Genomic DNA, 23,232 nt, shown 5'->3' with positions numbered 1-23,232 from the left:
TTGTTTGTTGGTTGTTGTTGGTTGTTGGTTGTTCATTATTCTTCTGTAGGGGCGAAGCATATAGCCTTTGGCATGGCTTCGCTTACCGCGCAGAAAATTTATCGGTTCAAATGACAGATTTATCCGCGAATGCTTCGCCCTCCCCGGTATATTTATATCATGGGAATGTTGGTTTTTGGTTATTCTTTATTCATTATGCTTCGTTGTCGATTAATTATAGTCAACTAATTTCATAAATTCCCGAATGGTTTCAAAATATTTTTCCCCGCTGACCCTGGCGATATTATTATGATCCGCAGTGGGGACAATGAATAATTTCTTCGGCTCATTGGCAGCATCAAATAACTCTTGACTCATAGAAGTGGGGACAGTTTCATCGGCAGTTCCGTGAGTAAAAAGAATCGGCATTTTTAAATCTTTTACTTTACTAATTGAGTCAAAGCGATGAGTCAGAATCCAGTCAATCGGGAAGATATTAAAATGAGGATATTGATAATCCACCATATCCCGCATGGAAGTAAAAGAAGCTTCAATAATTGCCCCAGCCGCATTCGGTTTGCGACTGGCTAGATCAATAGCGATCGCGCCCCCTAAAGAATGACCATAAATCACAATTTTTTCTGGGGGAATTCCCCGTTGATTCACCAAATAATTCCAGGCGGTTTCCACATCTTCATAAACTGTTGATTCTGTGGGAAACTTGCCTTGGGATAGACCATATCCCCGATAATCTACCATAAAGACCGAAAAACCCAACTGATGAAATCGGTTACTATGCTTAAGATTCTCGCTAATATTATCAGCATTGCCATGCAGGAAAAGCAGCACCCATTCTGATTTCATTGGGCTGCGATTCTCAGCCGCTGCCGGTATCCACCAACCATGAACTTTTTCCGTAGTTGATGCTGATTGATTTTCCTCAGAAATCACCGGCAACCACACTTCTTGATAGTCCATTTGGAGGTCACTGGGAATTGTAGATATCTCCCGTGACGGGAAAAAGATAAACCTATTCTGTCTAACAAATAAAAACAGACAAGCACTCAGATATAGAACTGCCAACAAAGTCCCCAGAGCCACTAAAATTTTTACCCAGAATTGCATGGTTTGCTCATTAATAAAATGGATGATTGGTTATTCGTTTTTGGTTGTTAGTTGTTAGTTGTTAGTTGTTAGTTGTTAGTCCTTTGTTTGACGATCGCGGACTAAGAATTAGGGACACATAAACAATCGCTAATAACTAACAACCAAGAACTAACAACCAAGAAAAGAATCCCTACCCACTAACAACCAAGAACAAATAACCACTAACAGTTAATCTAATTTGGCTTCGTATTGAGTCCAATCCGTAGCTTGTTCATAAGCATAAGCAACCCGCAACAGCAAATCTTCTTTTAAAACATTGCTGATTAATTGAATCCCAATAGGTAGTCCTTTTTTATCAAAACCACAGGGAAGACTTAATGCAGGTAAACCAGCTAAATTAACGGGAATAGTCATTAAGTCAGAAAGATACATACTTAGGGGATCGTTCATTTTTTCCCCAGCTTTAAACGCCGTAGTTGGCGAAGTGGGACAAACTAAGACATCCACTTGGGCAAAAGCGCGATCGAAATCTTCTTTAATTAGAGTCCGAACTTTTTGGGCTTTGAGATAGTAAGCGTCGTAATATCCCGCAGATAAAGTATAAGTGCCAATCATAATCCGGCGTTTGACTTCGGGACCAAATCCAGCAGCGCGAGTTTTGCCATACATTTCGATTAAGTTTTCGGCATCGTCGGCCCGGAAACCATATTTGACCCCATCATATCTGGCAAGGTTGGCCGATGCTTCTGATGGGGCAAGAATGTAGTAGGTGGGTAAACCATACCGAAATCGCGGACAAGAAACTACTTGAATTTCCGCCCCTAAATCTTGGAAAACCTCGATCGCTTTTGTCACCGTACTGGCAACTTCTGGATCGATTCCTTCCCCTAAAGTTTCTTGAATGATGCCAATTCGCAGTTGACCTTTGGGTTTTAAATTCGGTCTGATCCCGTGAACATAGTCGGGAATTTTCACGTTGAGACTCGTGGCATCTTTGGGGTCATAACCAGCGATCGCCTGTAATAAAATCGCCGTATCTTCCACCGTCCGACCAAACGGGCCAATTTGATCCAAGGATGAAGCATAAGCCACCAAGCCGAACCGAGACACCAGACCATAAGTGGGTTTCAAGCCCACCACCCCGCAAAAAGAGGCCGGTTGGCGGATTGAACCCCCGGTATCAGAACCCAGGGCGATCGGGCATTCTCCTGACGCCACCGCAGCAGCCGATCCCCCGGAAGACCCCCCCGGAACTCGTTCTAAATCCCACGGATTAGCGGTTAATTGATAGGCAGAAGTTTCCGTAGAACTGCCCATCGCAAACTCATCCATATTGGTTTTACCCATCATCACCGCCCCAGCTTCCGCCAGTTTTTGGGTCACGGTGGACTCATAAGGGGGGACATAACTTTCCAAAATCCGGGAACCACAAGTAGTCCGAATTCCCTTGGTACACATATTATCTTTAATGGCAATAGGAATTCCTGCCAGCAGTCCAATTTCCTCCCCGGCGGCAATTTTGGCATCCACCAGGCGGGCTTGTGCTAAGGCTTTTTCTGGCGTCACCACCAGGAAACTACGGATTTTCGGTTCCAGCTTGGAAATCCGGTCTAAACTTTCTTGAGCAATTTCAACAGCAGAGCGTTCTTTTTGAATGAGTTGTTTATGTAACTCGCGGATGGATGCCATGTCTTACCTTCTTATCTTCTATCCGGGCTTACCAGAGTTTATTGTAAAGTGGCAAGTCCCTGATCGTCGGTTTTGATCAATGGATCTTATGATTTTTTCATCTGTCGGTGCAAATCTGACCCATGAAGCAGGGGTGCTTCTGGTGCAGGGGTGCTTCTGGGACAAGCCATATGCTTGCGATCGGCATTCGTATATTTTTACACCAACAACAAGATTACAAAAAGATTAAGTGGTGGTTGTGGCGATCGCTAAGTCTATCTTAAATCTGTTGCTACGTTGCCAGAGGTCTCACGTTAGAGCTTCCTGGCTTCTGCGGTGAGATAAATTGCTCATTCCCAGTCTAAGTCTGAGGTAACGAGGTTCGACAGAGGGAAGCCCACTCTAGGTCAACCCTTAATGTAATCACGAATAACCTTGCGGAGAGTTTGTAGCCTAAATACTTAGCGCTTTAACATCACGATCTTTCGGGTAAAAATGTTTACTGTGAAAATCGATAATTAACTGCCCGAATGCTGTCGCCCTGAAGCAAGAGTCCACTCCTCGTCAAATAGCCTTACTCTTAAAATTTTACTTTTTGACATAGAAGATATCCCCCTTCAATTCCCTCTTAATAATGGGGTTAGAGGGGGGGGTGATGCACTCATTATAACTAAGTGATTACAGCGGTTTTTAGATTGGTAAACCACAAATCGAAGATACACCCTACATATGCTTTGGGATCTATTCAGCAGAAAACCGCTGTATAACAAACCGCTGTATAAGAATGAGAGTGTCAAGATAAATTGGTATGATATCGTAGAAAATGCCCCGATAATAACCGGATAATAACCGGATTTTTATGACTAAATTAAGACTTATTTCAGTCAAGGCATTCAGTTAATTGTTGACGAATTTGCTGGGTTGGCAAATGACGCCCAATAAAAATAATCTGGTTTTTTGGCGGAGTCTGCCACTCTGTATCATCGATGTCGAAACGGGGCCCGCTGAGTTGAAAAATATGCCGTAATTCGCTCTCACTAAACCAGAGAATGCCTTTTGCCCGGAATACTTCCTGGGGTAATTGTTCTTGAAGAAATATTTCAAATTTCTTCACACTAAAAGGCCGATCACTCTCGTAAGATACCGAGACAAATCCATCATTTTCTAAGTGATGGGAATGATAGTGATGGGAATGATAGTGATGGTGTTCATGGTCATGTTCATGGTGATGGTGTTCATGGTCATGTTCATGGTGATGGTCATCCTCTTGGTTGTCTTCGACCAAAAATTCTTGATAAATGTCTAACTTAGTTAAATCCACATCTAAAATTAGTGGCAATGGCACCTGACCATATTCACTATGTAAAATTCTCGCTCCCCGTTTCACCGTTTTGATATATTGTTCTAACTCTTCCACCTTTGAACGGGGGACTAAATCGACTTTATTTAATATAGTGATATCCGCATAAGCCACTTGCTTAAATGCTGCTTCACTTTCAAAATGTTCCTCGGTAAATGTTTCCGCATCGACTACAGTAATAATCGAGTCTAAATGAGTTAAATCCCGTAATTCAGTGCCTAAAAACGTGAGGGCGATGGGTAAAGGATCGGCGATGCCAGTGGTTTCAATCACCAAATAATCCACCCGGTCTTGTTCTAATACCCGATAAACTGCATCCACTAAGCCATCATTAATCGTACAGCAAATACAGCCATTACTTAATTCTACCATATCTTCATCGATAGATACCAATAATTGACTATCGATATTGATATCCCCAAATTCATTCACCAATACGGCGACTTTTAAATCCTGAGAGTTGCAGAGAATATGGTTGAGTAAAGTAGTTTTACCACTGCCTAAAAAACCCGTGATAATTGTCACCGGCATTCCTCGTTTAGGAATGTCCATAGTTGCTGGTTGACTGGTGGTTTCCTGGTGATTTTGATTTTTTAACATAAATTATTTTTGGTGGTAATGTGATCAATAAATCAGGCAATTCGGTAGGCGATCGATGCCTAACGTGGGCAGAGATTATCCCATATTTGCATCCTAACCACGGGACAAAGCAAATACAAAGCAAATTATTTCAACATCAAAGCTACGTCTTTGGCAAAATAAGTTAAAATCAAATCTGCCCCGGATCGCTTCATACTGGTCAGGGTTTCTAAAATGACTTTTTTCTCATCAATCCAACCCTGTGCCGCAGCAGCTTTAATCATGGCATATTCACCACTAACGTTATAAGCGGCAACAGGTAAATTTGTATGGTGTTTAATCCGACAAATAATATCTAAATAAGCCAGGGCTGGTTTAACCATGACAATATCAGCGCCTTCGGCAATATCTAAATCCACTTCTTTAATCGCTTCTTTGGCATTTGCGGCATCCATTTGATAGGTTTTTTTGTCCCCAAATTTCGGGGCTGAGTCCAGGGCATCCCGGAAAGGGCCGTAGTAAGCGGACGCATATTTAGCGGAATAAGCCAGAATCCCTACATTAATCCAACCTTGGGCATCTAAGGCTTGGCGAATGGCGCCCACGCGACCATCCATCATATCGGAAGGAGCGACAAAATCCGCTCCCGCTTCCGCTTGGACTAAGGCTTGTTTGACTAATACGGCAACGGTTTCATCGTTGAGAATTTGGCCATCTTGGACAATGCCATCGTGTCCTTCGCTGCTATAGGGATCCAAGGCCACATCGGTAATCACCAGAATATCGGGAACCGCTTGTTTAATTGCGCGGACGGTACGGGGAATTAGGCCATTCGGATTGTAGCTTTCGGTGCCGGCGTTGTCTTTTTGGTGGTGGGGAATGAGGGGAAAAAGAGCGATCGCGCCAATTCCTAGCTGGTAGGCTTGTTGCACTTCTGCCAACAGTAAATCCAGGGTGTAACGATAGCAACCGGGCATGGAAGGCACTTCTTCCCGCTGTCCAACTCCGTCCATCACAAATAGAGGATAGATTAAGTCTTCCACTTGGAGGTGATGTTCTCGCACCATGCGTCGCAAGGTTTCGGTGCGCCGTAACCGTCGGGGACGCATGGTGGTGGTTGTGGTTTTTGTGGTTTGGTCTGGTGTAGTTTGGTCTGTGGTTTGGTCTGGTGTGGTTTGTCCTGTGGTTTGCCCTGTGGTTTGTGGGGGCAGACTGGGGGATGCGGTAGTGGGATTTTCCAGGGTGAGGGACTCGGTGAGGGTCATAAGTAAAAATGAAAATCATTATCATTCTTACGATACCATATCACCTCGACGATCAATCGCTGGATTTTTAGCCAAACCCTTGCCCAGCAATGGATTTTGCCCAAATTAATAACTCGCCATTCTGTCCCCCAGCGGCCAAAAATTGTCCCTGGGGTTGCCACGCAAGACAAGAAAAACCATCATCAGCCCCGGAGAGGATTTGCACTAATTCCTCGGCAGAGTCCCATAAGCAGACGCGGCCATCTTCCGATGCGGAGGCAAGGAGGAAGCGATCGGGACTAAAGGCGATCGCCGTTACCGTTTCCGTATGTCCCTCTAACTCCCAAGCTTCCCATCCATCCGCCTCTTGCCATTGCTTTTCCCAGACGATCGCACTTTGGGTACTGGCGGCGGCAAGTAAAGGCGCCCCCAAGACAGTCTTGAGATTTGACCAGGCTAGAGATCGGACTTTGCCAGGAAATCCGCGCATCACCCAAGGGTGAGGATTGCCCCATTCCACCACCGCCAAAGTTTGATCCAGGTTGCCACAAGCCAGGTATTTACCATCGGGCGACCAGGCGATCGCTTGACTAGCGGATGGAATGGATAAAAGATATGGGTCATCATGCCAATCTTCACCGCACCAAATTTTTACCCCTTGATAACCGGCGATCGCCAAATATGCGGCGATCGGATGCCAAGCCAAACTGAAAACCGAAGAGGCTTCAAAATTTAGAGTAGTCACCACTGCCTGAGTATCCAGATCCCAGACTTGCACAGAACGACCCAGACTAAACGCCAATTGATGACAACTACAACTCCAAGCCAATTGGTCAACCCAAGCCGGGGCATTTTCTAAGGTGGTAACTAACTCTTTGGTTGGCAAATACCATATTTTCACCTGGCCATTTTGTCCACCAGCGGCCAGGTATTTACCATCGTGAGAAAAAGATAGGCAATCAATCGAGCTTTCTATTGGCTCTTGCAAGATCGAAATCGAATTGTTGCCTTGCCATAAAATCACTTCACCAGCGGCAGAACTCGCTGCTAAAGTCTTGCCATCACTCGACCAAACCACCCCAGTGACGTAATCGGAAAGCATCTCTTTAGAGGATTTTTCCAGCAGTTTTTGCGGTCTACGGCTCTTTTTCTTTCCCCCTAAACTAGACATTGGCGAAAATCCTCTTTTAATTGAGTTTCATTTAAATTTCGACCAATGAAAACCAGTTCATTTTTGCGCGTTTCCCCAGAATGCCAAGGGCGATCGGGTTTGCCATCAAATAGCATATGGACTCCCTGAAACACAAAGCGAAAATCTTCCCCGGCAATATTGAGAATCCCTTTCATCCGAAAAATATCCTGCCCTTGATTCCGCAATAAATCCCCAATCCAAGCATTCAGTTTTTCTCCATCTAATGCCCCAGACTCTACCAGGGCAACTGACCCCACAGTTTCATCATGTTCATGGGCATTTTCATTTAAGAATTCTGGGTCAATTTCTAAAGCCCGATTCAAGTCGAATGCTTGCACTCCTAATAAGGCATTCATCTCGATTTCTTGCTGCGATAAGTGGGTGCGATAAATTTTGGCCATTGCATTTATGCCTTTGATGCGCTTTTCCAGTTCGTCTAATTCTGCGGTGACGACCAAATCCGTTTTGTTCAGCAAAATTACATCCGCAAAGGCAATTTGCTCTTGAGCTTCATCCGCTGACCAATGCTGCCAAATATGTTTAGCATCCACCACCGTCACCACCGCATCCAGAGCCAGTTTACTTTGCAGGTCTTCATCCACAAAAAAAGTTTGAATCACTGGGGCTGGGTCGGCTAAACCTGTAGTTTCAATCACGAGATGCTCGAACTTATTCCGCCGCTTCATTAACTTACCAATAATGCGAATTAAGTCACCACGGACTGTACAGCAAATACAGCCGTTGTTCATTTCAAATATTTCCTCTTCGGCATTAATTACTAGCTGATTATCAATGCCTACTTCGCCAAATTCGTTGACAATGACCGCTACTTTTTTCCCATGTTCATAGGTTAATATCCGGTTTAACAAGGTGGTTTTACCCGCTCCTAGATAGCCAGTGATTACAGTGACGGGTAATAAATTTGTCTGATATTTGGTAGTCATATAACCTCTTTGTTGAATAAAAATGATGGTGTTTGAATTAGGGTGATCATGGGCATTGCCCACCCTACAGACTACAGACATGATGCTTTGATTTTCATCATTTGCAGAATTTGATAAAATCCGTTAGACCGAGAAGGAGTTAAGCTGATATTTAACCCCGTATCCACAATAAAATCTGGGTAAATTTGCCCTATTTGCGCTGGGGTTAATCCGCTTAATCCTTCAACTAATACGCCGACTAATCCTTTAACAATCTGCGAGTCAGCATCTCCTTGAAATACAACTTTCCCCTGGTCAAGTTTGGCCGTGATATAAACTAGAGAAGTACATCCCGGAACCTTATTTTCTGGAATTCTATCAATTTCAGGAAATTTAGGCAGACGCTTGGCATAATAAATTAGTTGTTCATATTTTTGCTTGGGTTCAGAAAGCCGTTGAAACCGTTGGACAATTCGCTCTAAAGCTTGATAATTAGAAATATCTGTCATTAGAATTAAGCTTGTATTAAACCATCAACAATTTTTTGACTAGCCATTCTTGCTCCTGATAAGTTGCGGGCAACGGGGCCGACTTGCAATGCGGCTAAACCTCCCATTAAGAATAGGGGTAAACCAGGGATGCGTAAATGGCTATCGAGTACGGGTAAACCGTGAATCATTTCTGTGGGAAAATTGGCGAAAATTTCTCGGAGTAGTGGATGGTTTAGGGCATCTAAGCGAGTGCCGGTGCTTAACCAAATGCGATCGCATTCATAGTGATTGCCATCGTCACAAAGAACTTGCCAGCGATCGCCCTGCCATGAAGCTTTGACAATCTGACATTCTTGATAAATTTCTAGCTTGCCTTCCCGCTGTCTGCGATTGAGTTGCAGCATAATTGCCGGAGTTAAAGAACCGCCATTTCGGGCGGATTGAATTAACCGAAATCGGGTGAACCAATCTTGATGAAAAAATCCTTTTAAATATTTAGGGCCAAGCCATCCGGGGTCAGCATCAAATAATTTTTCTTGTAAGCGACGGCGATACATTAACATCACCTTCGCTCCTTTATTCATAGCGCCTACAGCTAAATGTCCGCAGGTTAAACCCCCGCCAATAACTAATATTTTTTCCCCGGCTATTTTTTCCCCGGCTGAGTTCAGCGAACGCAAATCAATTTGCTGGGAATGCAATAGTCTATCTGGGGGATAGTTGGGCGGAATTTGTGCCACCCAGTCGGGTAAATTGACCGATCCTCCCCCAGTAGCTAAGACCACTCGACGGGCGATCGTCTCCTCTCCATTTGAATGTTGTAAACAAAATTTATAGCGACGATACCGCTGAGGAAAATTATCTTTTTTTTCTTTTTTTTGGTCGATAACACCGATAGAGGTAATCGCTGTCTGGACAAATTTATCCTCTAATTGCCAGCGTTTAATTGTATCGTTACAAAAATCCCAAAATAGTTGCGTTCCGGGCAAGTCATAAGGAGAAAATAATTCATTAGGACGAGACTCCGCAAACCGACGCAACCCATAAGGATCTGGGTCAGGATGGTGAACCGCAGGCGATCGCAAATGGGGAATTTCCAAAGCAGCAAATTGCTGTTGCCATTGGTACATCCAACGGCTATTAGGGTCAAAAACTAAAAATCTATTCCGCATTCCCGGACGTTTTTGCAGCAGGTGAGTCACCAAGGTTAAAGCATGAGGCCCACCGCCAACAATTGCTAGATCAATTTTATTTGTCATAAGAGATTTAATCGTTGACAGAGAATATATTTTATGGTGATTTTTTATTGGTTATTGCTTGTCTCAATAAATTATCAAGAATATTTTGACCAATAACAAGGCAATCCCATTAGCCAGTAACCACAAAAATTTGCCATAATTTATAGAAATATCTATTGTTTTAACTGAAAAGCTTGATCCTGTCCGCCTAAGCCTTGGACGATCGCTTCCGTATTCAGTTTCAACATTTTCTGATAAGTACCTGCTTGAGTGCCAGCTTTACCCAATCCATCAGCATATAATTTCTTTTCAGAAACTTTGACATTAGCTTCTTTAGCAACTTGTTCGATTAATCTTGGATTAACACTACTTTCGGCAAAAATTGTCGGAACTCTGGCTGATTTAATTTGTTGGACGAGTTCCCCGATTCGGGATGCGGTGGGGGCTTCTTCGGTGCTTAATCCTGATAAAGCACCTTCAAATTTTAGCCCGTAAGCTTGAACATAATAACCCAGGGCGTCATGGGTAGTAACTAACTGCCTTTGTGCCGGTGGAATGGTGGCAATTGACTCGCCAATCCACCGATGAATTTGAGTAAGTTCATTTTTAATTTTTGCAGCGTTACTTTCATACAATGAAGTATGACTCGGTGACAAATTTTTTAAAGCCTCCGAAATCACTGCTACCATGCGAATTCCATTTTCTGCATTGTGCCAAACGTGCGGATCTGGTGCAGTTTCCCCGGCAGAATGTTTTTCTGTTTTTTCATGGTCATGTTCTTCTTTCTCTTGTTCCTCATGGTTTCCATGAGCGTGAGGTTGGCCGATGATTGGGTTAGGAACTGCCGCCTCATGGACGGCTATTTTGGGTGCTTGATTTTTGGTTGCTTTGACTAAGCGAATTAAACTCGGTTCAAAGTCATAACCCCCATATAAAATCAGGTTGGCGCGATCGATCGCTTTGCGATCTTCTGGTAATGGTTGATAAAGGTGGGGGTCTTCACCGGCTGCCACTAAACAATTCAGATTGATGGTTTCAGCGGCTAATTGTCGAGTTAAATCACAAATCACGCTGGTTGTCGCCACCACTTCAGGGAGATTTTGGGCGATCGCTGGTGGCTCGGTGACAACGGTTTCTGTGGCTTCTGGTCTTTGGGAAGCGATCGCACAGCCCGCCAAGCTCATCCCCATCGCCAAACTCGCCAGGGTTTTGAGTTTAACGCTTTGTAACACTTTTAGCCTCATTCAAGTATGATAACGATTATCATTTTTATTTAATGTCAGTATGTTAGAGGTTTTTCATCTGGCTGTCAACTACCAAGGAGTCTCTGCGGTTGAGGATGTCAGCTTTTGCCTGGAACCGGGACAACTGGTGGGAGTTATTGGCCCAAATGGTGCAGGAAAAAGCACGATGGTGAAGGCGATGTTGGGTTTAATTCCCACGAGTCAAGGGGTTGTCCGATATCGGCAACGCTCCTTAAAATCCCAGTTGGCACAAGTGGCTTATGTCCCACAGCGAGCCCAAATCGATTGGGACTATCCCATCACCGTAGAAAATGTGGTAATGATGGCCCGAACTCGGCATACTGGGTGGTTTCGTTCTCCGTCTCGTCAGTCAAAAGAAATCGTCACAGCGGCTTTAGAACGAGTTGGGATGTGGGAATTGAGAAGACGACAAATTGGCGAGTTATCCGGGGGACAACAACAGCGCGTCTTTTTAGCTCAAGCATTGGCACAAGAGGCAGAGTTATTCTTTTTTGATGAACCCTTTGTGGGGGTGGATAAAAAAACTGAGGCGATCTTGTTTGATGTGTTTGAGGAACTGAAACACCAAGGGAAAATGTTACTGGTCATCGGCCATGAATTAGGAGAAGTCACTCGTAAATACGACCAATTTTTATTAATCAATAAGCAGCTAATTGCGGCGGGAAAACCATCAGAGGTGATTACGAAAGAAAATATTCAGTTAGCTTATGGGGATGGAGTAATTTTATTACAAATGAGGAAAGAGGAATGATTTCGTTGCTAATAGAACCGCTCCAGTTTGAGTTTATGCGTCATGCCTTGCTCACAGCGGTGATGATGGGAGTGATTTGTGCGGTGGTCGGCAGCTATTTAATTGTGCAACACATGGGATTACTAGGGGATGTGATTGCTCATGCGGTGTTGCCCGGATTGGCGATCGCCTACTATTTTGGCATCGATATTTTTGTAGGGGCTTTTATATCTGGCACCCTGAGCACTCTGATTATTTCCGTAATTCAATCTCAGTCTCGCTTAAAAGTTGATGTGGCAATGGCCTTAGTCTTTTCTGGGTTTTTAGCCTTGGGAATTATGCTGATTACCTTGATGAGAAGTAAAATTGACCTACATAGTTTTTTATTTGGCGATATTTTAGCGGTGACATCCGATGATGTGGGGCGAACTTTTTGGATTACTCTGTTAATTTTAAGCGGCGTCAAACTATTTTATAAAGAATTGCTATTTTATACCTTTAATCCTTTGGGTGCTCAAGCCATTGGCTTGCCGGTGCATTGGATTCATCTGGGATTAGTTTCTGCGATTACTTTAACGATTATCGCCAGTATGCAAGCAGTGGGGGTGGTGCTCGTAGTGTCTTTGCTGGTCGGACCTGCTAGTACCGCTTATTTATTAGTCAAAGAATTACATCTTATGATGGGATTAGGTGCGATGATTGGGGCGATCGCTAGTGTAGCCGGAATGTATATGAGTTACTATTTAAATGTGCCTTCGGGCGCGGCCATTGTCTTAGCAGTTTCGGGATTATTTATTCTGGCTTTATTATTCAGCCCTTCTCAGGGAATTTTGACTCGACCTGAAATCAAGAAGCGGCGAGTTAAAATTATCCAGAAAATAAAGCAGATCATATAGTTCTGGTGTGGCTTATAGTCAGGGTTAGCCAGCCTGATTTGCCCGGAAAACGGATTCGCATTCGCGATCCGCGCTTGCGCGGAATTGCGCCATTAATAACTAATTCAATCAGAGAGTTATTTAGCAGACTTGATAAGTTTTGTAAGTAAGGGGCGCGATCGCGCAGTAGCTCGTATCGTTATCACCTTGCTCTGTATGCTCTAAACTGTAATCGGCTAACTGGCTCACCGATAACTACGCGAAATATAGACTCTTGGCATCAGCGCTTGCCGAGACGAATGAGTTATATTACACCTAAAAATGAGCCGGAGATTAGGCCATGATTTATGACGTGATTCTCAGTCGAGAAAATGATAAATATATCGCTCGTGCCAAAGAATGGCCGCAAGTCACGGTGAGCGAAAATAGCCGTGATGCCGCGATTCCCTCCGGGATAGCTTCGCTTACCGCTGGCCTTAAATCCCAACTGCTTGACTATCTAAGCAATCAGATTGAAGTCGTTCAAGTGGAGATTCCACTGTCAACCCAGACTGGAAATCCTTGGCTTGATAAATTTGGCTGGTTCAAGGACGACCCGACCTTTGACGATCTACAGGCTGAAATTGCCGCATATCGCCAAGACATCGATCGACAAATGGAACCTGACGGTGACGTAGCCTAAGTGACGGCACAGGACTACGATGTTCAAGCAGAAGCCCGTTTTCAATTCCTTCTCGCCCAAAAGATTCGGATTGGCACACAAGATTTGAAAATCGCCGCGATCGCCTTAAGCCAAGGAGCAAAATTACCCGTAATCGGAGCGATCCCGCCATTAATAACTACAGAAATCAAGAGATTATCTAGCAGAATTAATAAATTTTGTAAATCCGCCTGCGATCACCACAATCATTAAAAAAAAATTAACTTAAAAATATTAGCAATTCAATAAATAACGAGTATAATAAATTAAAAGCTGGGGACAGTAATCAAGGATAAAAAAGTCCCCATTTCCAAAACAACCATAGCCTATATAACCAACCAAATTATTATGATTGCAGCCAAAGACAATTCCCCACAACTCACCCCTGAAGAGTATTTCCTTTGGGAAGAACAACAAATAGAAAAACATGAATATATTGATGGACAAGTCTATGCCATGAGTGGCGGCACCGTGAATCATGGCCGCATTGCCATCCGGTTTACCGCCATGTTCGACGCTCATTTAGAAGGTAGCGGTTGTATCACGGGCAATTCGGACATTAAGGTTAACATTGTCGAAACCAATGACTATACCTATCCGGATGCCAGTGTCACCTGCGACGAACGGGATAAGACCACGACTCAATACATCACCTATCCATGTTTAATTGTTGAGGTTTTATCAGATAGCACCGAAGCTTACGACCGAGGTGGCAAGTTTAGAATGTATCGCAAAAACCCCGTGTTAAAAGACTATTTATTAGTCAATTATACCCGAATCGAAATGGATTTATATCACAAAAATGATGCCGGTGAATGGATTATCATTAATTACCAAGCAGGAGATACCGTAGAACTAAAAAGTATTAACCTCAGTTTCCCCATTGAGCAAGTTTATCGCGGCCTGACCCTGACGCCATAGTTGCTATATGCTTTCATGGAAATCAAGGAAATCCAATTTCATCAGGAAAATTAGAGAAAATATCTGGGCTAAATTCCGGGAAATAAATCGCCAAACATCGCCAAAAAAGGCAAAATTTTGTATAATTTAAGCGGAAAAAAATATATATAAATTTAGTCCCAACAATGGCTCGTACAGGTTATACACTGCCGGTTTTTGCGGCTGCGGCGGCAAAAGCAGCCTTTTTACACTTACAAAATCCTCTGGAAACTCTCTCAGAAGTCTCTCTGGATTTGCTACCAGAACGCGCTAAGATTCCCGTGCAACAAGTGGCTAATATTGACGACAATAGCGCTTTGGCAATTACGATTAGCGACCCCGGAGATAATTTAGATTTAACCCGGAATACGCCGATTTGGGCTTATGTGAAATGCCAAGCCCGTGAATCAGAACCACTGATTTTAGCCGCTGGGGAAGGCTTAGGCAAAACCGCCGCTGGAGAAGCGGCTATTTATCAATATGCTCGACGCTTATTTGATGCGAATTTGTTGCCTTTAATTCCTGAAAATAAAACAGTCACGGTATCAATTATTTTACCGGAAGGTCGTCAGTTAGCTCAACGCACTTCTAATGAAGCATTTGGTATTTTAGCCGGGCTATCTTTGTTGGGAACCAGTGGGATTTCTCAGCCTCTTTCTACCGAAGAACATTTGGCAGAATTGCGGGAAAAATTGCAAATTGTAGTCCAGAAACATCAGGATTTAGTGTTTTGTATTGGCAGTCATGGGATGAATATCGCTCAACAGTTAGGAATTCCCGAAAGCGCGATCGCCCAGACGGGAAACTGGATTGGCCCATTGTTAGTAGAAGCGGGGTTGCGGGGGGCTAATTCCGTGTTGTTACTCGGCTATCAAGGCAAGTTAATTAAGTTAGCTGGAGGGATTTTCAACACATCCAGTCATTTGGCAGATGCCAAGTTAGAAATTATTAGTGCGGCGGTGGTGAAATCTGGGGGCAATTTGGCCGCAGTAGCAGCGGTTTTAGGGGCAAAAACTGCTGATGCCGCGAATAAAATTTTAGCGGAACAGGGATTAGAGTCGCCGGTGTTTTCTGCTTTAGCTGAAGCCATTTGTGAAAAAGCCCAAGGATATGTACATAAATATGGCAATGTTGCCCTAAAAATTGGCACAGTGTTGTTTAATCGCCAAGGTAAAATTATTGCCCAAAGTGCGATTGCCCCTGAGTTAATTGCCCAAATATTGCCCAAAATAAAATAGTCCCAGGGTTAATAATGCCGGGGGGTATAAATCCACTTTTTATCCCCTTGCTGAATCAGCCTAGTTTTACTAGATCCAATTAAAATTACTGTTCGCATATCCGCATCGGTAACGGCTAATTCTTCTAAAAATTTCACAGTGACAGTTTGCCCTTTTCTGCCCAAATTGCGGGCTAAGACCACCGGAGTTTTAGGCGATCGCCATTGTAATAAAATCTCTTTGGCCTTTTCTAGTTGCCAAGTGCGTTGTTTAGACACCGGGTTATAAAAGGCGATCGCCAAATCTGCTTGAGCGGCTAAGGAAATCCTTTGGGAAATAATTTCCCAAGATTTAAGAATATCCGAGAGAGAAATCGCACAAAAATCATGGCCTAACGGGGCACCGACCGTCGCAGCGGCAGCTTGCATGGCGGAAATTCCTGGACATACTTGAATCGCGATCGCCTCCCACTCTGGTTTCGCTTTTTTTTCTAACACTTCAAACACTGCCGAAGCCATTGCATAAATTCCCGGATCTCCCGAAGAAACCACCACCACAGATCGCCCCTGGGCAGCTAAATCTAAAGCTATTTCAGCGCGATCGAGTTCCACCCGATTATCCGACTCATGGCGAACAATATTCGGTTTTCTCAAGGGTTCTACTAAATCTAAATAAGTTTTATAACCCACCCAGTCCGTAGCTTTTTCTAGCACTAATCTCACTTCCGGGGACATCCAATGAATTGCCCCAGGGCCAGTTCCCACAATAGCTAAATTCCCCTGAATCTTATTCTGTTCCCCAGTTTGATTTTGCTCATCACACAAATAAACCAAACAATTTGGACTCGGTTTGGCCAATTCCCGGTTATTTTTAGGAATAATGTCAATAGTTAAGGTTCCTTCTGAAGAAATGGGTAACTGACTATTTTGTAGCCAGTTAGCCTGTAACCAGTTATCGGTGCCATTTACGTCATTTAATTTCACCGTTGCCCCGGCCAACAAATTAGAAATAAAAGTCTTAGCATCATCGGGATTAACTAACTCATAACCCGATGGCGGCGATAATAAAGTAGTTCTAAATCTAAGATATCCTGTGGTAGTAATCCCTGGGGAAACTTGCAATGTTTCGGCAATCTGACGAGCCAAATCGTTCACCCCTTGTAACCCTCCCAATAAAGGCACCACTGCACTGCCATCTTCGGCGATCGCTAATACCGGCGGTTCCTGCCATTTATTATTTAAAACAGGTGCTAAAGTGCGAATCAAAATTCCTGCCGCACAAACCCCAATAATCGGGGTTCCGGTCTGGAAAAACTCTCGCACCGTTTCGCCAAATTTAGTATAGGTAAAATCAGCGGATTGGGTGCGACTTTCTAAGCCATAAACCTGAGCTTCTGGCAGGGAAATTTGAATTTGTCGCGCCACAGGAATACTGGTTTCTCCTAAAATGATAATAGCCGGAGATTTCATAATTATTCTGGTTGATTCTGGTTGATGATTCTGGTTGATGATTCTGGTTTGAGTGCGATTAATTGCTGGAGAAATTCTTGATGCGCCGCCGAATTGATACCTGTTTGTAACGTCGTCAAAACTTGCAGCATATTTCCTGACAAAATGGCAGTAACATCTAACCACAATCCGGGAAACATCTTACTAGAGCAAATTATCCCTTGTTGATTTGGTGGCAACGTCACATAATCCCCTTGTTCTAAACCAAACCAATCAATTTTTTGCTCAAATACTTGCCAAACTATATATTCTTGAATACCACTGCGCCGATAGGCTCGTTTTTTATCCGCTAAATCGATCGCGGCACTACTGGCGGCAATTTCTACCACCAACTCTGGAGATCCCTCTAGATATCCATCGGCAGTTAAACTTGATTTGCCGCCACTTTCTTGGCTAATTCTTAATACCCCATCTGGTTGTGGTTCATTGTCGATATCTAACCGAATCGTTGGCTCAATGCCCATCTCTACTTGAGGTGTAGCCGCTTGATAGGCTCCCAGCCAAGTGATAATTCGTCCGTGGGGTTCGGCATGGGATTTAAAACGTAATGGGGATGCCATGTAAACGACTCCTTCGATTAATTCGGCTTTTTTGACTCCCGGCATCGCCTGATAACGACGCTCAAATTCAGGACGAATTAAGCGATCGCCATTTTCTAAAGGTGGCAAATTTTTGCCGAAGGTAGACTGAGAATTTAAGGATTTCAGCGGTGAATAAGTCATACTGGCAGACTCTCCCAACTATGAGCTATTATACGAGCCATTATATGAGCTATTATATGAGCCATTATATGAGCCATTATATGTGGTTTTATTGGGGTTTAGTTTGGCTAGGAATCAGAATTAAAGCCCAGTAGGTAGCCGCTGCTGGATCGACTTCCCGAATGGGAATAATTTTTTGATTGGGCAAGGTAGCTCGTTCAATATAAAGGGCGCGATCCAACAAGCCTAACTCATCGAGAATTTGCCGAACTTTGGCAAAATGTCTGCCTAATTTAATAATGGCAGCAGCATCGACCACGGATAGGCGATCACGCAAAATTTCCGCCTCTAATGTGGCAGGCATAATGGCAAATACATCATTGCGATAAGTAATAGGAACGCCCAGCATCGCCGCACTAGCCATTACCGAAGAAATTCCCGGTACAACTTCCACGGAAAACCCCCCCGATAAGCGATTAAAAATATACATAAACGTGCCATATAACATGGGATCGCCTAGACATAAGACGGCCACATCTCGCCCGGCACTGAGATGTTCGGCAATATTTGCCGCAGCCATATCATAATGGGGCTGAGAACTGCGTTTCACACTAAAGGGCAATGGCATAGGAATTTCTATTTGGTCAGGGCGAATAAATTCAGCCACGATCCCCCGGGCGAAAACTTTGCCATTCTCTAAAGTCGGATAAGCAATCACCGGAACCGTTGTCAAAATCCGGTGGGCTTTAAGGGTGAGCAATTCTGGATCCCCTGGGCCAATTCCCAATCCGTAAAGTTTGCCTAATTTGCCTAATTCAGTCATAATTCATTCTCTTTTGCTAACGCATTGACTGCCGCTGCCGCGATCGCACTTCCACCTCTGCGTCCGTGCAGAGTAATAAATGGCACACCGCGACTATTAGCGGCTAATTCGACTTTGGATTCTGCCGCGCCTACAAATCCCACGGGAAAACCTAAAATCAATGCCGGTTTTGCGACTCCTTCATCTAGCAATTCTAATAATCTAAATAGCGCCGTTGGTGCATTGCCAATCGCCACCACAGATCCGGCTAAATAAGGTTGCCAAAATTCTAAAGCTGCCGCTGACCGGGTATTATTAATTTTCTTGGCGATCGCCGGAACTTCTGGATGATTCAAAGTGCAAATAATCGGATTATTTTTCGGCAAACGAGCCTTAGTAATCCCATTAGCTACCATCTGAGAATCACAAAGAATCGACGCCCCCTGAGATAGGGCATTTCGTCCCACTTGTACCGCATCTGGTGACGCGGCTAAATCTTCTACAATATCGGTCATGCCACAGGAGTGAATTAGCCGAACCGCTACATGAGCTAAATCTTCAGATAACTTTTCTAATTTAGCTTCAGCGCGAATTATCGCAAAAGATTTACGATAAATTTCTTCGCCATTTTTAATGTAATCAATCATATTAACTGCATTTTTTATTATACTAAATTATTGATATTTTTGTGATGTTTTGGTGCGTTAGGCGATCGCCTAACGCACCCTACAACTACTACAAATAAACCAGCCAAATTTTTGTGAGGTTTTTTTCGGTGCGTTACGGCGCTCGCCTAACGCACCCTACAACTACACGAGCCAATTTTTCTGTGATTTTTTTAAGTTTAATTGATTTTGGCGCAAAAAATCTTCTAGCCTGGGAAGAATTTCCGCAAAATTGCCCTGGAAAATTTGAGTCTTGAACGAGTCTTTCTCATCCCCCACATAGACTTCATAGCCTTCAAGTATTTCGCCATTTTGCTCAATGGTCGTGCCTAAAAGGGTAATTTCGGCTGGACTCGGTTGAGCACAGGATTTAGGACAACCTGTAACATGAATATTCACCCCCCCTTGATCCCCCCCTTCAAAGGGGGGGCTGATGGAGAAGCGAGCGCGCAAATAATCTGCCAAGATTAAAGCATGAACTTGGGTTTGAGTTGCCGCTGCTGCACAACCAGGTTTTCCCGCACAAGCAACAATCCCATGATCCCATCCCCGGTCTGGGGACAATCCTAATGATGTCAATTTGGGCAACAATTCTGACACTTTTTCATTCGGGATATTCGGAATTAAAATAGTCTGCCAAGGCGTTAATCGCAACTGACCGCTGCCAAAAGTTTCTGAAATTTCTACTAATGCCCACAGTTGCTCCGCCGTTAGTTTTCCTAATCTTAAACCTAAGCCAATATAGGATAATCCGGCCTGCTTTTGGTGGTGAATCCCCAGATGATTATAGGGCTGACTTGGTAATACTGATTCAGTAACAATTTGAGGTAAGGGATGCCCCCCTAAATGAGAAACTAAATGCCCCTGAACTTTTTCAATATATTTGGCAATGCCCCAATCTTTTAACAAGTGTTTCATCCGACTTTTTTTGCCTTTTTTAGCTGTCGTTTCTGGATTTTTCTGTACATAATCCAGATAAACTTGGACTAGGGCAGCGACTAAGGATATACAATTTTCTGGTTTAATCACTACATTGGTATCATCCAATTGCCGATCGCCTCCCAGGGACAATCGATAGTAAACCCCTGGGGTTAAATCCGGTTGATTTTCCGGTTGATTTTCTAAGGCAATTGCTGATAGCTGAATTTCGTTATAGCGGTGTTCCCAGGGGCGGGGCGATCGCATCCCAATGCCTACGGAACCTCCGCTATCAATGCCAATACTAAATTTAGGACTCAGGGCGGTAATTGCCGGATGATTCTGAATAAAATGATCTAATTCTTGGACTAAAGGCCGAGGATCGATTAATTCTTGAGGGTCAATACCAGCGGTAGGACTACACATAATATTCCGCAGATGATCGATCTGCGGATTCTGGGCAGCTAATCCTAACTTTTGTAAAGTTTGAAAATCTTCTAAGGTGGGCGATGTTTGCACGGCACGAATTTGCAGATTTGCCCGATTAGTCACTTGTATTGTAGTATGCCACCGGGCGAGCAAATTAGCGATCGCGTGAACCTGTTCCGCATTCAGCCAACCCCCAGGGGTGCGGATGCGAATTAAAAAGCCATCTTGGGCAGGAGTGCCGTAAAATAACCCTGGACAAACATTCGGTTTAACTAACCAATTCACAGTTGTTTTTTTCTCCATGCGACGCAGAGAAGTAGTCAGAAACTAAGTTTCTAGCAGAGAGTGAAAAAACTTGTCGTTGGCGTTCTGACTTCACTTGCGGAAAAAATAGAATGCCTGCCTAAGTAGCATTCCAAGAAACCCGGTTTCTTCAAGAAACCGGGTTTCTAATAACCGGCTTTTCTCTTGATTACAGTTGCGGCACAGTACCGGAATCCCACCGGACTTTCCCAACGACAAGTGAAAGCACTATAGCACAAGTTAAATTTTTTTTAGAGACATTTAGAGACATTTAGAGACAAAGGATGAGAATCTCATGGAGAAATGGCTATCGATTGTCGGCATTGGTGAAGATGGCTTAGAGGGATTAAACCAGGTGGGGCGAAGTCTTCTTTCCCAGGCATCGGTAATTGTTGGCGGTGAACGTCATTTAGCCATGTTGCCCCCAGAGGATTGTCGAGAAAAGTTGGTCTGGAGAACGCCGATCCAAGACTCCGTGAATGAGATTATTCGCCGTCGCGGTCAAAGGGTCTGTGTTTTAGCTAGTGGCGATCCTATGTGGTATGGCATTGGCGTCACCCTGACTCGGCACATTCCTATGACAGAAATCACGATTATTCCATCGGTTTCTACCTTAAGTCTGGCCTGTAGTCGCTTGGGGTGGTCCCTGACCGAGGTGGAAACCGTGAGTTTATGCGGTCGTCCTCCGGCTTTATTGAATGCCTGGGTTTATCCAGGGGCAAAACTTTTAGTCCTGAGTGAGAGCGGCCAAACTCCGGCTATTGTGGCGGAAATTCTTACTCAGCAGGGCTTTGGCGATAGTCTTATGGTGGTTTTAGAGCATCTAGGAGGGAAGCGCGAAAGGTTAATTGAAGGCACCGCTGCATCTTGGAATGCCAAAGATATTGCCAAAGATATTGCCGACTTGAATGCGATCGCGATTAACTGTAGAAGAAACCCGGTTTCTTCAAGAAACCGGGTTTCTCTAATTGGGCGCTTGCCCGGACTGCCGGACACAGCCTATCACCATGATGGACAGTTAACAAAAAGAGAAGTGCGGGCGATTACCCTGACAGCTTTAGCCCCTTTACCGGGACAACTGTTGTGGGACGTAGGTGCCGGTTGTGGTTCTATTGGCATTGAGTGGATGCGCTGCGATCGCCGTTGCCGGAGTATTGCGATCGAACATCACCCCAGCCGATTGCAATACATTGCCGATAATGCCAGCGCCTTGGGTACTCCCGATTTGCAAATTGTCGCAGGAATTGCACCCGCTGCCCTGAAAGATTTACCTCAACCAGATGCGATTTTTATTGGCGGTGGCATCACCGTCCCAGAATTGTTTGAAACCTGCTGGTCGGCACTGCGATCTGGCGGTCGTCTTGTCGCCAATGCGGTTACAGTAGAAAGCGAATTAATCTTATTTCAATGGCATAGTCAATTAGGGGGAGAACTAACCAGAATTGGCATTCAAAGAGCCGAACCTGTGGGCAAGTTTTTAGGCTGGAAAGCGATGGCTCCCATAACCCAGTGGACTGTACAAAAACCATAGTCAGAAACCGGGGGAGAAACCCGGTTTCTTCATTTAGCATCGGTTCTTCAACCACTCTAAAACCCTTTCTACATCCGCCACTTTTTCCCCTTCGGGAACCGATGGCCGTTGCACCATTACCACCGGAATTCCTAACTCTCGTGCGGCGACGATTTTGGCATAAGTGGCATCCCCGCCACTATTTTTACTGACGATCGCGCCGATTTGATATTCTTGCAAAAGCGATCGCTCTTGTGTCAAAGAAAAAGGCCCTCTTTCTAACAGTAACTTACCCGGTGGTACGGGAACATCTGCTGCCGGTGGATCGATCATTCGCATCAAAAACCAGATAGTTTTTAAATGGGCATAAGCGGAAAGTTCTTGCCGACCAATAGTGAGAAATATCCGTTCGGCTAACCCAGGTAAAGCCTCTGCTGCGGCTTGATTATTTGCCACCGAAATCCAATTGTCTCCCGGCTGTTTTTCCCAAGCGGGACGGACTAACATTAAGCGAGGAATGCCACATTCATCGGCTGCTTGAGCGGCATTAAAAGAAATTTGGGCAGCAAAAGGATGAGTAACATCAATTAAAATATCAATTCGTTCTTGCCGCAGATAATCGACTAACCCATTTACACCGCCAAATCCCCCGGTGCGAGTAGAAACCCGGTTTCTTGAAGAAACCGGGTTTCTTTGGTTGGTTGAAGAAACCGGGTTTATTTCAGCCCTAGTTTTTTCTGTGCGACCGGCAAAAGATGCGATCGCTTCTACACCGGGAATTTGCTCAATTTTAGTCGTTAATTCTGCGGCTTCTCCAGTACCCCCTAAAATCAACACTCTTTTCTGATTGGTCTTTTTCTGACTGGTCAAGGGAAAATTGCCCATCATT

22 protein-coding genes and 1 riboswitch are annotated in these 23,232 nt (G+C 44.2%); of the genes, 7 read left to right on the top strand and 15 right to left on the bottom strand.

The window, feature by feature from the left end; translation table 11 throughout:
- Nucleotides 1-210: 210 nt before the first annotated feature.
- The 9 genes from AM228_RS00970 to AM228_RS00930 form a co-directional block, all read right to left on the bottom strand.
- Nucleotides 211-1,104, bottom strand: coding sequence for an alpha/beta hydrolase (locus AM228_RS00970; protein WP_054464213.1), 894 nt, complete (start codon nucleotides 1,102-1,104; stop codon nucleotides 211-213).
- Nucleotides 1,105-1,314: 210 nt separating this feature from the next.
- Complete coding sequence (gatA, locus tag AM228_RS00965; RefSeq protein ID WP_054464212.1) at nucleotides 1,315-2,775, bottom strand: Asp-tRNA(Asn)/Glu-tRNA(Gln) amidotransferase subunit GatA; 1,461 nt, start codon at nucleotides 2,773-2,775, stop codon at nucleotides 1,315-1,317.
- An 859-nt stretch (nucleotides 2,776-3,634) separates the two neighbouring features.
- On the bottom strand, nucleotides 3,635-4,714 hold the full coding sequence (locus AM228_RS00960) for a GTP-binding protein (RefSeq protein WP_054464211.1): 1,080 nt from the start codon (nucleotides 4,712-4,714) through the stop codon (nucleotides 3,635-3,637).
- Nucleotides 4,715-4,839: 125 nt separating this feature from the next.
- Nucleotides 4,840-5,802 carry a porphobilinogen synthase gene (gene hemB, locus AM228_RS00955; RefSeq protein WP_156331452.1) on the bottom strand — a complete coding sequence of 321 codons (963 nt, stop codon included), beginning with the start codon at nucleotides 5,800-5,802 and terminating at the stop codon, nucleotides 4,840-4,842.
- A 223-nt stretch (nucleotides 5,803-6,025) separates the two neighbouring features.
- Complete coding sequence (locus tag AM228_RS00950; protein ID WP_082348688.1) at nucleotides 6,026-7,108, bottom strand: WD40 repeat domain-containing protein; 1,083 nt, start codon at nucleotides 7,106-7,108, stop codon at nucleotides 6,026-6,028.
- Nucleotides 7,096-8,073, bottom strand: a complete 978-nt coding sequence (locus AM228_RS00945) for a GTP-binding protein (RefSeq protein ID WP_054464283.1) — start codon at nucleotides 8,071-8,073, stop codon at nucleotides 7,096-7,098. The genes AM228_RS00950 and AM228_RS00945 overlap by 13 nt, the downstream gene beginning before the upstream one ends.
- Nucleotides 8,074-8,144: 71 nt before the next feature.
- The gene (locus AM228_RS00940; RefSeq protein ID WP_054464209.1) at nucleotides 8,145-8,561 is read right to left on the bottom strand and encodes a SufE family protein; all 417 of its coding nucleotides are present in this window, start codon (nucleotides 8,559-8,561) and stop codon (nucleotides 8,145-8,147) included.
- Between the two features lie 5 nt (nucleotides 8,562-8,566).
- Nucleotides 8,567-9,802 (bottom strand): FAD/NAD(P)-binding protein, encoded by a 1,236-nt coding sequence (locus AM228_RS00935; protein ID WP_054464208.1) that lies wholly within the window; start codon nucleotides 9,800-9,802, stop codon nucleotides 8,567-8,569.
- A gap of 152 nt (nucleotides 9,803-9,954) precedes the next feature.
- Nucleotides 9,955-11,013: a metal ABC transporter solute-binding protein, Zn/Mn family gene (locus AM228_RS00930; RefSeq protein WP_231636521.1), complete on the bottom strand. Its 1,059-nt coding sequence runs from the start codon at nucleotides 11,011-11,013 to the stop codon at nucleotides 9,955-9,957.
- A 52-nt stretch (nucleotides 11,014-11,065) separates the two neighbouring features.
- On the opposite strand from AM228_RS00930, the gene AM228_RS00925 reads away from it, so the two are divergent.
- From AM228_RS00925 to cbiD, 6 genes are all read left to right on the top strand, one after another.
- On the top strand, nucleotides 11,066-11,797 hold the full coding sequence (locus AM228_RS00925; RefSeq protein WP_054464206.1) for a metal ABC transporter ATP-binding protein: 732 nt from the start codon (nucleotides 11,066-11,068) through the stop codon (nucleotides 11,795-11,797).
- Nucleotides 11,794-12,672, top strand: a complete 879-nt coding sequence (locus AM228_RS00920; RefSeq protein WP_054464205.1) for a metal ABC transporter permease — start codon at nucleotides 11,794-11,796, stop codon at nucleotides 12,670-12,672. Before AM228_RS00925 ends, AM228_RS00920 begins: the two co-directional genes overlap by 4 nt.
- A 319-nt stretch (nucleotides 12,673-12,991) precedes the next feature.
- The gene (locus AM228_RS00915; protein WP_054464204.1) at nucleotides 12,992-13,333 is read left to right on the top strand and encodes a hypothetical protein; all 342 of its coding nucleotides are present in this window, start codon (nucleotides 12,992-12,994) and stop codon (nucleotides 13,331-13,333) included.
- The gene (locus AM228_RS00910; RefSeq protein WP_054464203.1) at nucleotides 13,334-13,564 is read left to right on the top strand and encodes a hypothetical protein; all 231 of its coding nucleotides are present in this window, start codon (nucleotides 13,334-13,336) and stop codon (nucleotides 13,562-13,564) included. It abuts the gene before it with no gap.
- A 135-nt stretch (nucleotides 13,565-13,699) separates the two neighbouring features.
- Nucleotides 13,700-14,272, top strand: a complete 573-nt coding sequence (locus AM228_RS00905; protein ID WP_054464202.1) for a Uma2 family endonuclease — start codon at nucleotides 13,700-13,702, stop codon at nucleotides 14,270-14,272.
- Between the two features lie 164 nt (nucleotides 14,273-14,436).
- Nucleotides 14,437-15,528: a cobalt-precorrin-5B (C(1))-methyltransferase CbiD gene (gene cbiD, locus AM228_RS00900; RefSeq protein ID WP_054464201.1), complete on the top strand. Its 1,092-nt coding sequence runs from the start codon at nucleotides 14,437-14,439 to the stop codon at nucleotides 15,526-15,528.
- An 8-nt stretch (nucleotides 15,529-15,536) separates the two neighbouring features.
- On the opposite strand, the gene cobJ is transcribed toward cbiD, so the two are convergent.
- The 5 genes from cobJ to cobG all read right to left on the bottom strand — a co-directional run bounded on the left by cobJ (nucleotide 15,537) and on the right by cobG (nucleotide 20,815).
- Nucleotides 15,537-16,976, bottom strand: coding sequence for a precorrin-3B C(17)-methyltransferase (gene cobJ / locus AM228_RS00895; protein ID WP_054464200.1), 1,440 nt, complete (start codon nucleotides 16,974-16,976; stop codon nucleotides 15,537-15,539).
- A 2-nt stretch (nucleotides 16,977-16,978) separates the two neighbouring features.
- Nucleotides 16,979-17,737 (bottom strand): Uma2 family endonuclease, encoded by a 759-nt coding sequence (locus AM228_RS00890; protein ID WP_054464199.1) that lies wholly within the window; start codon nucleotides 17,735-17,737, stop codon nucleotides 16,979-16,981.
- An 88-nt stretch (nucleotides 17,738-17,825) separates the two neighbouring features.
- Nucleotides 17,826-18,539 carry a precorrin-2 C(20)-methyltransferase gene (cobI, locus tag AM228_RS00885; RefSeq protein ID WP_054464198.1) on the bottom strand — a complete coding sequence of 238 codons (714 nt, stop codon included), beginning with the start codon at nucleotides 18,537-18,539 and terminating at the stop codon, nucleotides 17,826-17,828.
- Nucleotides 18,536-19,165 (bottom strand): precorrin-8X methylmutase, encoded by a 630-nt coding sequence (locus tag AM228_RS00880; RefSeq protein WP_054464197.1) that lies wholly within the window; start codon nucleotides 19,163-19,165, stop codon nucleotides 18,536-18,538. Before AM228_RS00880 ends, cobI begins: the two co-directional genes overlap by 4 nt.
- A gap of 162 nt (nucleotides 19,166-19,327) precedes the next feature.
- On the bottom strand, nucleotides 19,328-20,815 hold the full coding sequence (cobG, locus tag AM228_RS00875; RefSeq protein ID WP_054464282.1) for a precorrin-3B synthase: 1,488 nt from the start codon (nucleotides 20,813-20,815) through the stop codon (nucleotides 19,328-19,330).
- A gap of 56 nt (nucleotides 20,816-20,871) precedes the next feature.
- Nucleotides 20,872-21,089: riboswitch (cobalamin riboswitch) on the bottom strand.
- A 39-nt stretch (nucleotides 21,090-21,128) separates the two neighbouring features.
- Between cobG and AM228_RS00870 the strand changes: the two genes are divergently transcribed.
- Entirely contained in the window at nucleotides 21,129-22,364 is a 1,236-nt protein-coding gene (locus AM228_RS00870; protein ID WP_054464196.1) for a bifunctional cobalt-precorrin-7 (C(5))-methyltransferase/cobalt-precorrin-6B (C(15))-methyltransferase, read from the top strand.
- Nucleotides 22,365-22,397: 33 nt separating this feature from the next.
- Here the strand turns inward: AM228_RS00870 and AM228_RS00865 are convergent, their stop codons facing one another.
- On the bottom strand, nucleotides 22,398-23,231 hold the full coding sequence (locus tag AM228_RS00865; RefSeq protein WP_231636519.1) for a cobalt-precorrin-6A reductase: 834 nt from the start codon (nucleotides 23,229-23,231) through the stop codon (nucleotides 22,398-22,400).
- Nucleotide 23,232: the final 1 nt, after the last annotated feature.

The organism is Planktothricoides sp. SR001 (genome assembly GCF_001276715.1).
In the GTDB taxonomy this organism is placed as follows: Bacteria; Cyanobacteriota; Cyanobacteriia; order Cyanobacteriales; family Laspinemataceae; genus Planktothricoides; species Planktothricoides raciborskii.
This window is presented reverse-complemented; position numbering and strand designations above follow the sequence as displayed.

Coding starts and splice junctions, on each gene's coding strand:
- AM228_RS00890 (WP_054464199.1), bottom strand. CDS start 17,737: ATGACTTATTCACCGCTGAAATCCTTAAATTCTCAGTCTACCTTCGGC.
- hemB (WP_156331452.1), bottom strand. CDS start 5,802: ATGCGTCCCCGACGGTTACGGCGCACCGAAACCTTGCGACGCATGGTG.
- AM228_RS00950 (WP_082348688.1), bottom strand. CDS start 7,108: ATGTCTAGTTTAGGGGGAAAGAAAAAGAGCCGTAGACCGCAAAAACTG.
- AM228_RS00945 (WP_054464283.1), bottom strand. CDS start 8,073: ATGACTACCAAATATCAGACAAATTTATTACCCGTCACTGTAATCACT.
- cbiD (WP_054464201.1), top strand. CDS start 14,437: ATGGCTCGTACAGGTTATACACTGCCGGTTTTTGCGGCTGCGGCGGCA.
- AM228_RS00865 (WP_231636519.1), bottom strand. CDS start 23,231: ATGATGGGCAATTTTCCCTTGACCAGTCAGAAAAAGACCAATCAGAAA.
- AM228_RS00960 (WP_054464211.1), bottom strand. CDS start 4,714: ATGTTAAAAAATCAAAATCACCAGGAAACCACCAGTCAACCAGCAACT.
- AM228_RS00905 (WP_054464202.1), top strand. CDS start 13,700: ATGATTGCAGCCAAAGACAATTCCCCACAACTCACCCCTGAAGAGTAT.
- AM228_RS00940 (WP_054464209.1), bottom strand. CDS start 8,561: ATGACAGATATTTCTAATTATCAAGCTTTAGAGCGAATTGTCCAACGG.
- AM228_RS00970 (WP_054464213.1), bottom strand. CDS start 1,104: ATGCAATTCTGGGTAAAAATTTTAGTGGCTCTGGGGACTTTGTTGGCA.
- gatA (WP_054464212.1), bottom strand. CDS start 2,775: ATGGCATCCATCCGCGAGTTACATAAACAACTCATTCAAAAAGAACGC.
- cobI (WP_054464198.1), bottom strand. CDS start 18,539: ATGACTGAATTAGGCAAATTAGGCAAACTTTACGGATTGGGAATTGGC.
- AM228_RS00920 (WP_054464205.1), top strand. CDS start 11,794: ATGATTTCGTTGCTAATAGAACCGCTCCAGTTTGAGTTTATGCGTCAT.
- AM228_RS00880 (WP_054464197.1), bottom strand. CDS start 19,165: ATGATTGATTACATTAAAAATGGCGAAGAAATTTATCGTAAATCTTTT.
- AM228_RS00915 (WP_054464204.1), top strand. CDS start 12,992: ATGATTTATGACGTGATTCTCAGTCGAGAAAATGATAAATATATCGCT.
- AM228_RS00925 (WP_054464206.1), top strand. CDS start 11,066: ATGTTAGAGGTTTTTCATCTGGCTGTCAACTACCAAGGAGTCTCTGCG.
- AM228_RS00870 (WP_054464196.1), top strand. CDS start 21,129: ATGGAGAAATGGCTATCGATTGTCGGCATTGGTGAAGATGGCTTAGAG.
- AM228_RS00935 (WP_054464208.1), bottom strand. CDS start 9,802: ATGACAAATAAAATTGATCTAGCAATTGTTGGCGGTGGGCCTCATGCT.
- cobJ (WP_054464200.1), bottom strand. CDS start 16,976: ATGAAATCTCCGGCTATTATCATTTTAGGAGAAACCAGTATTCCTGTG.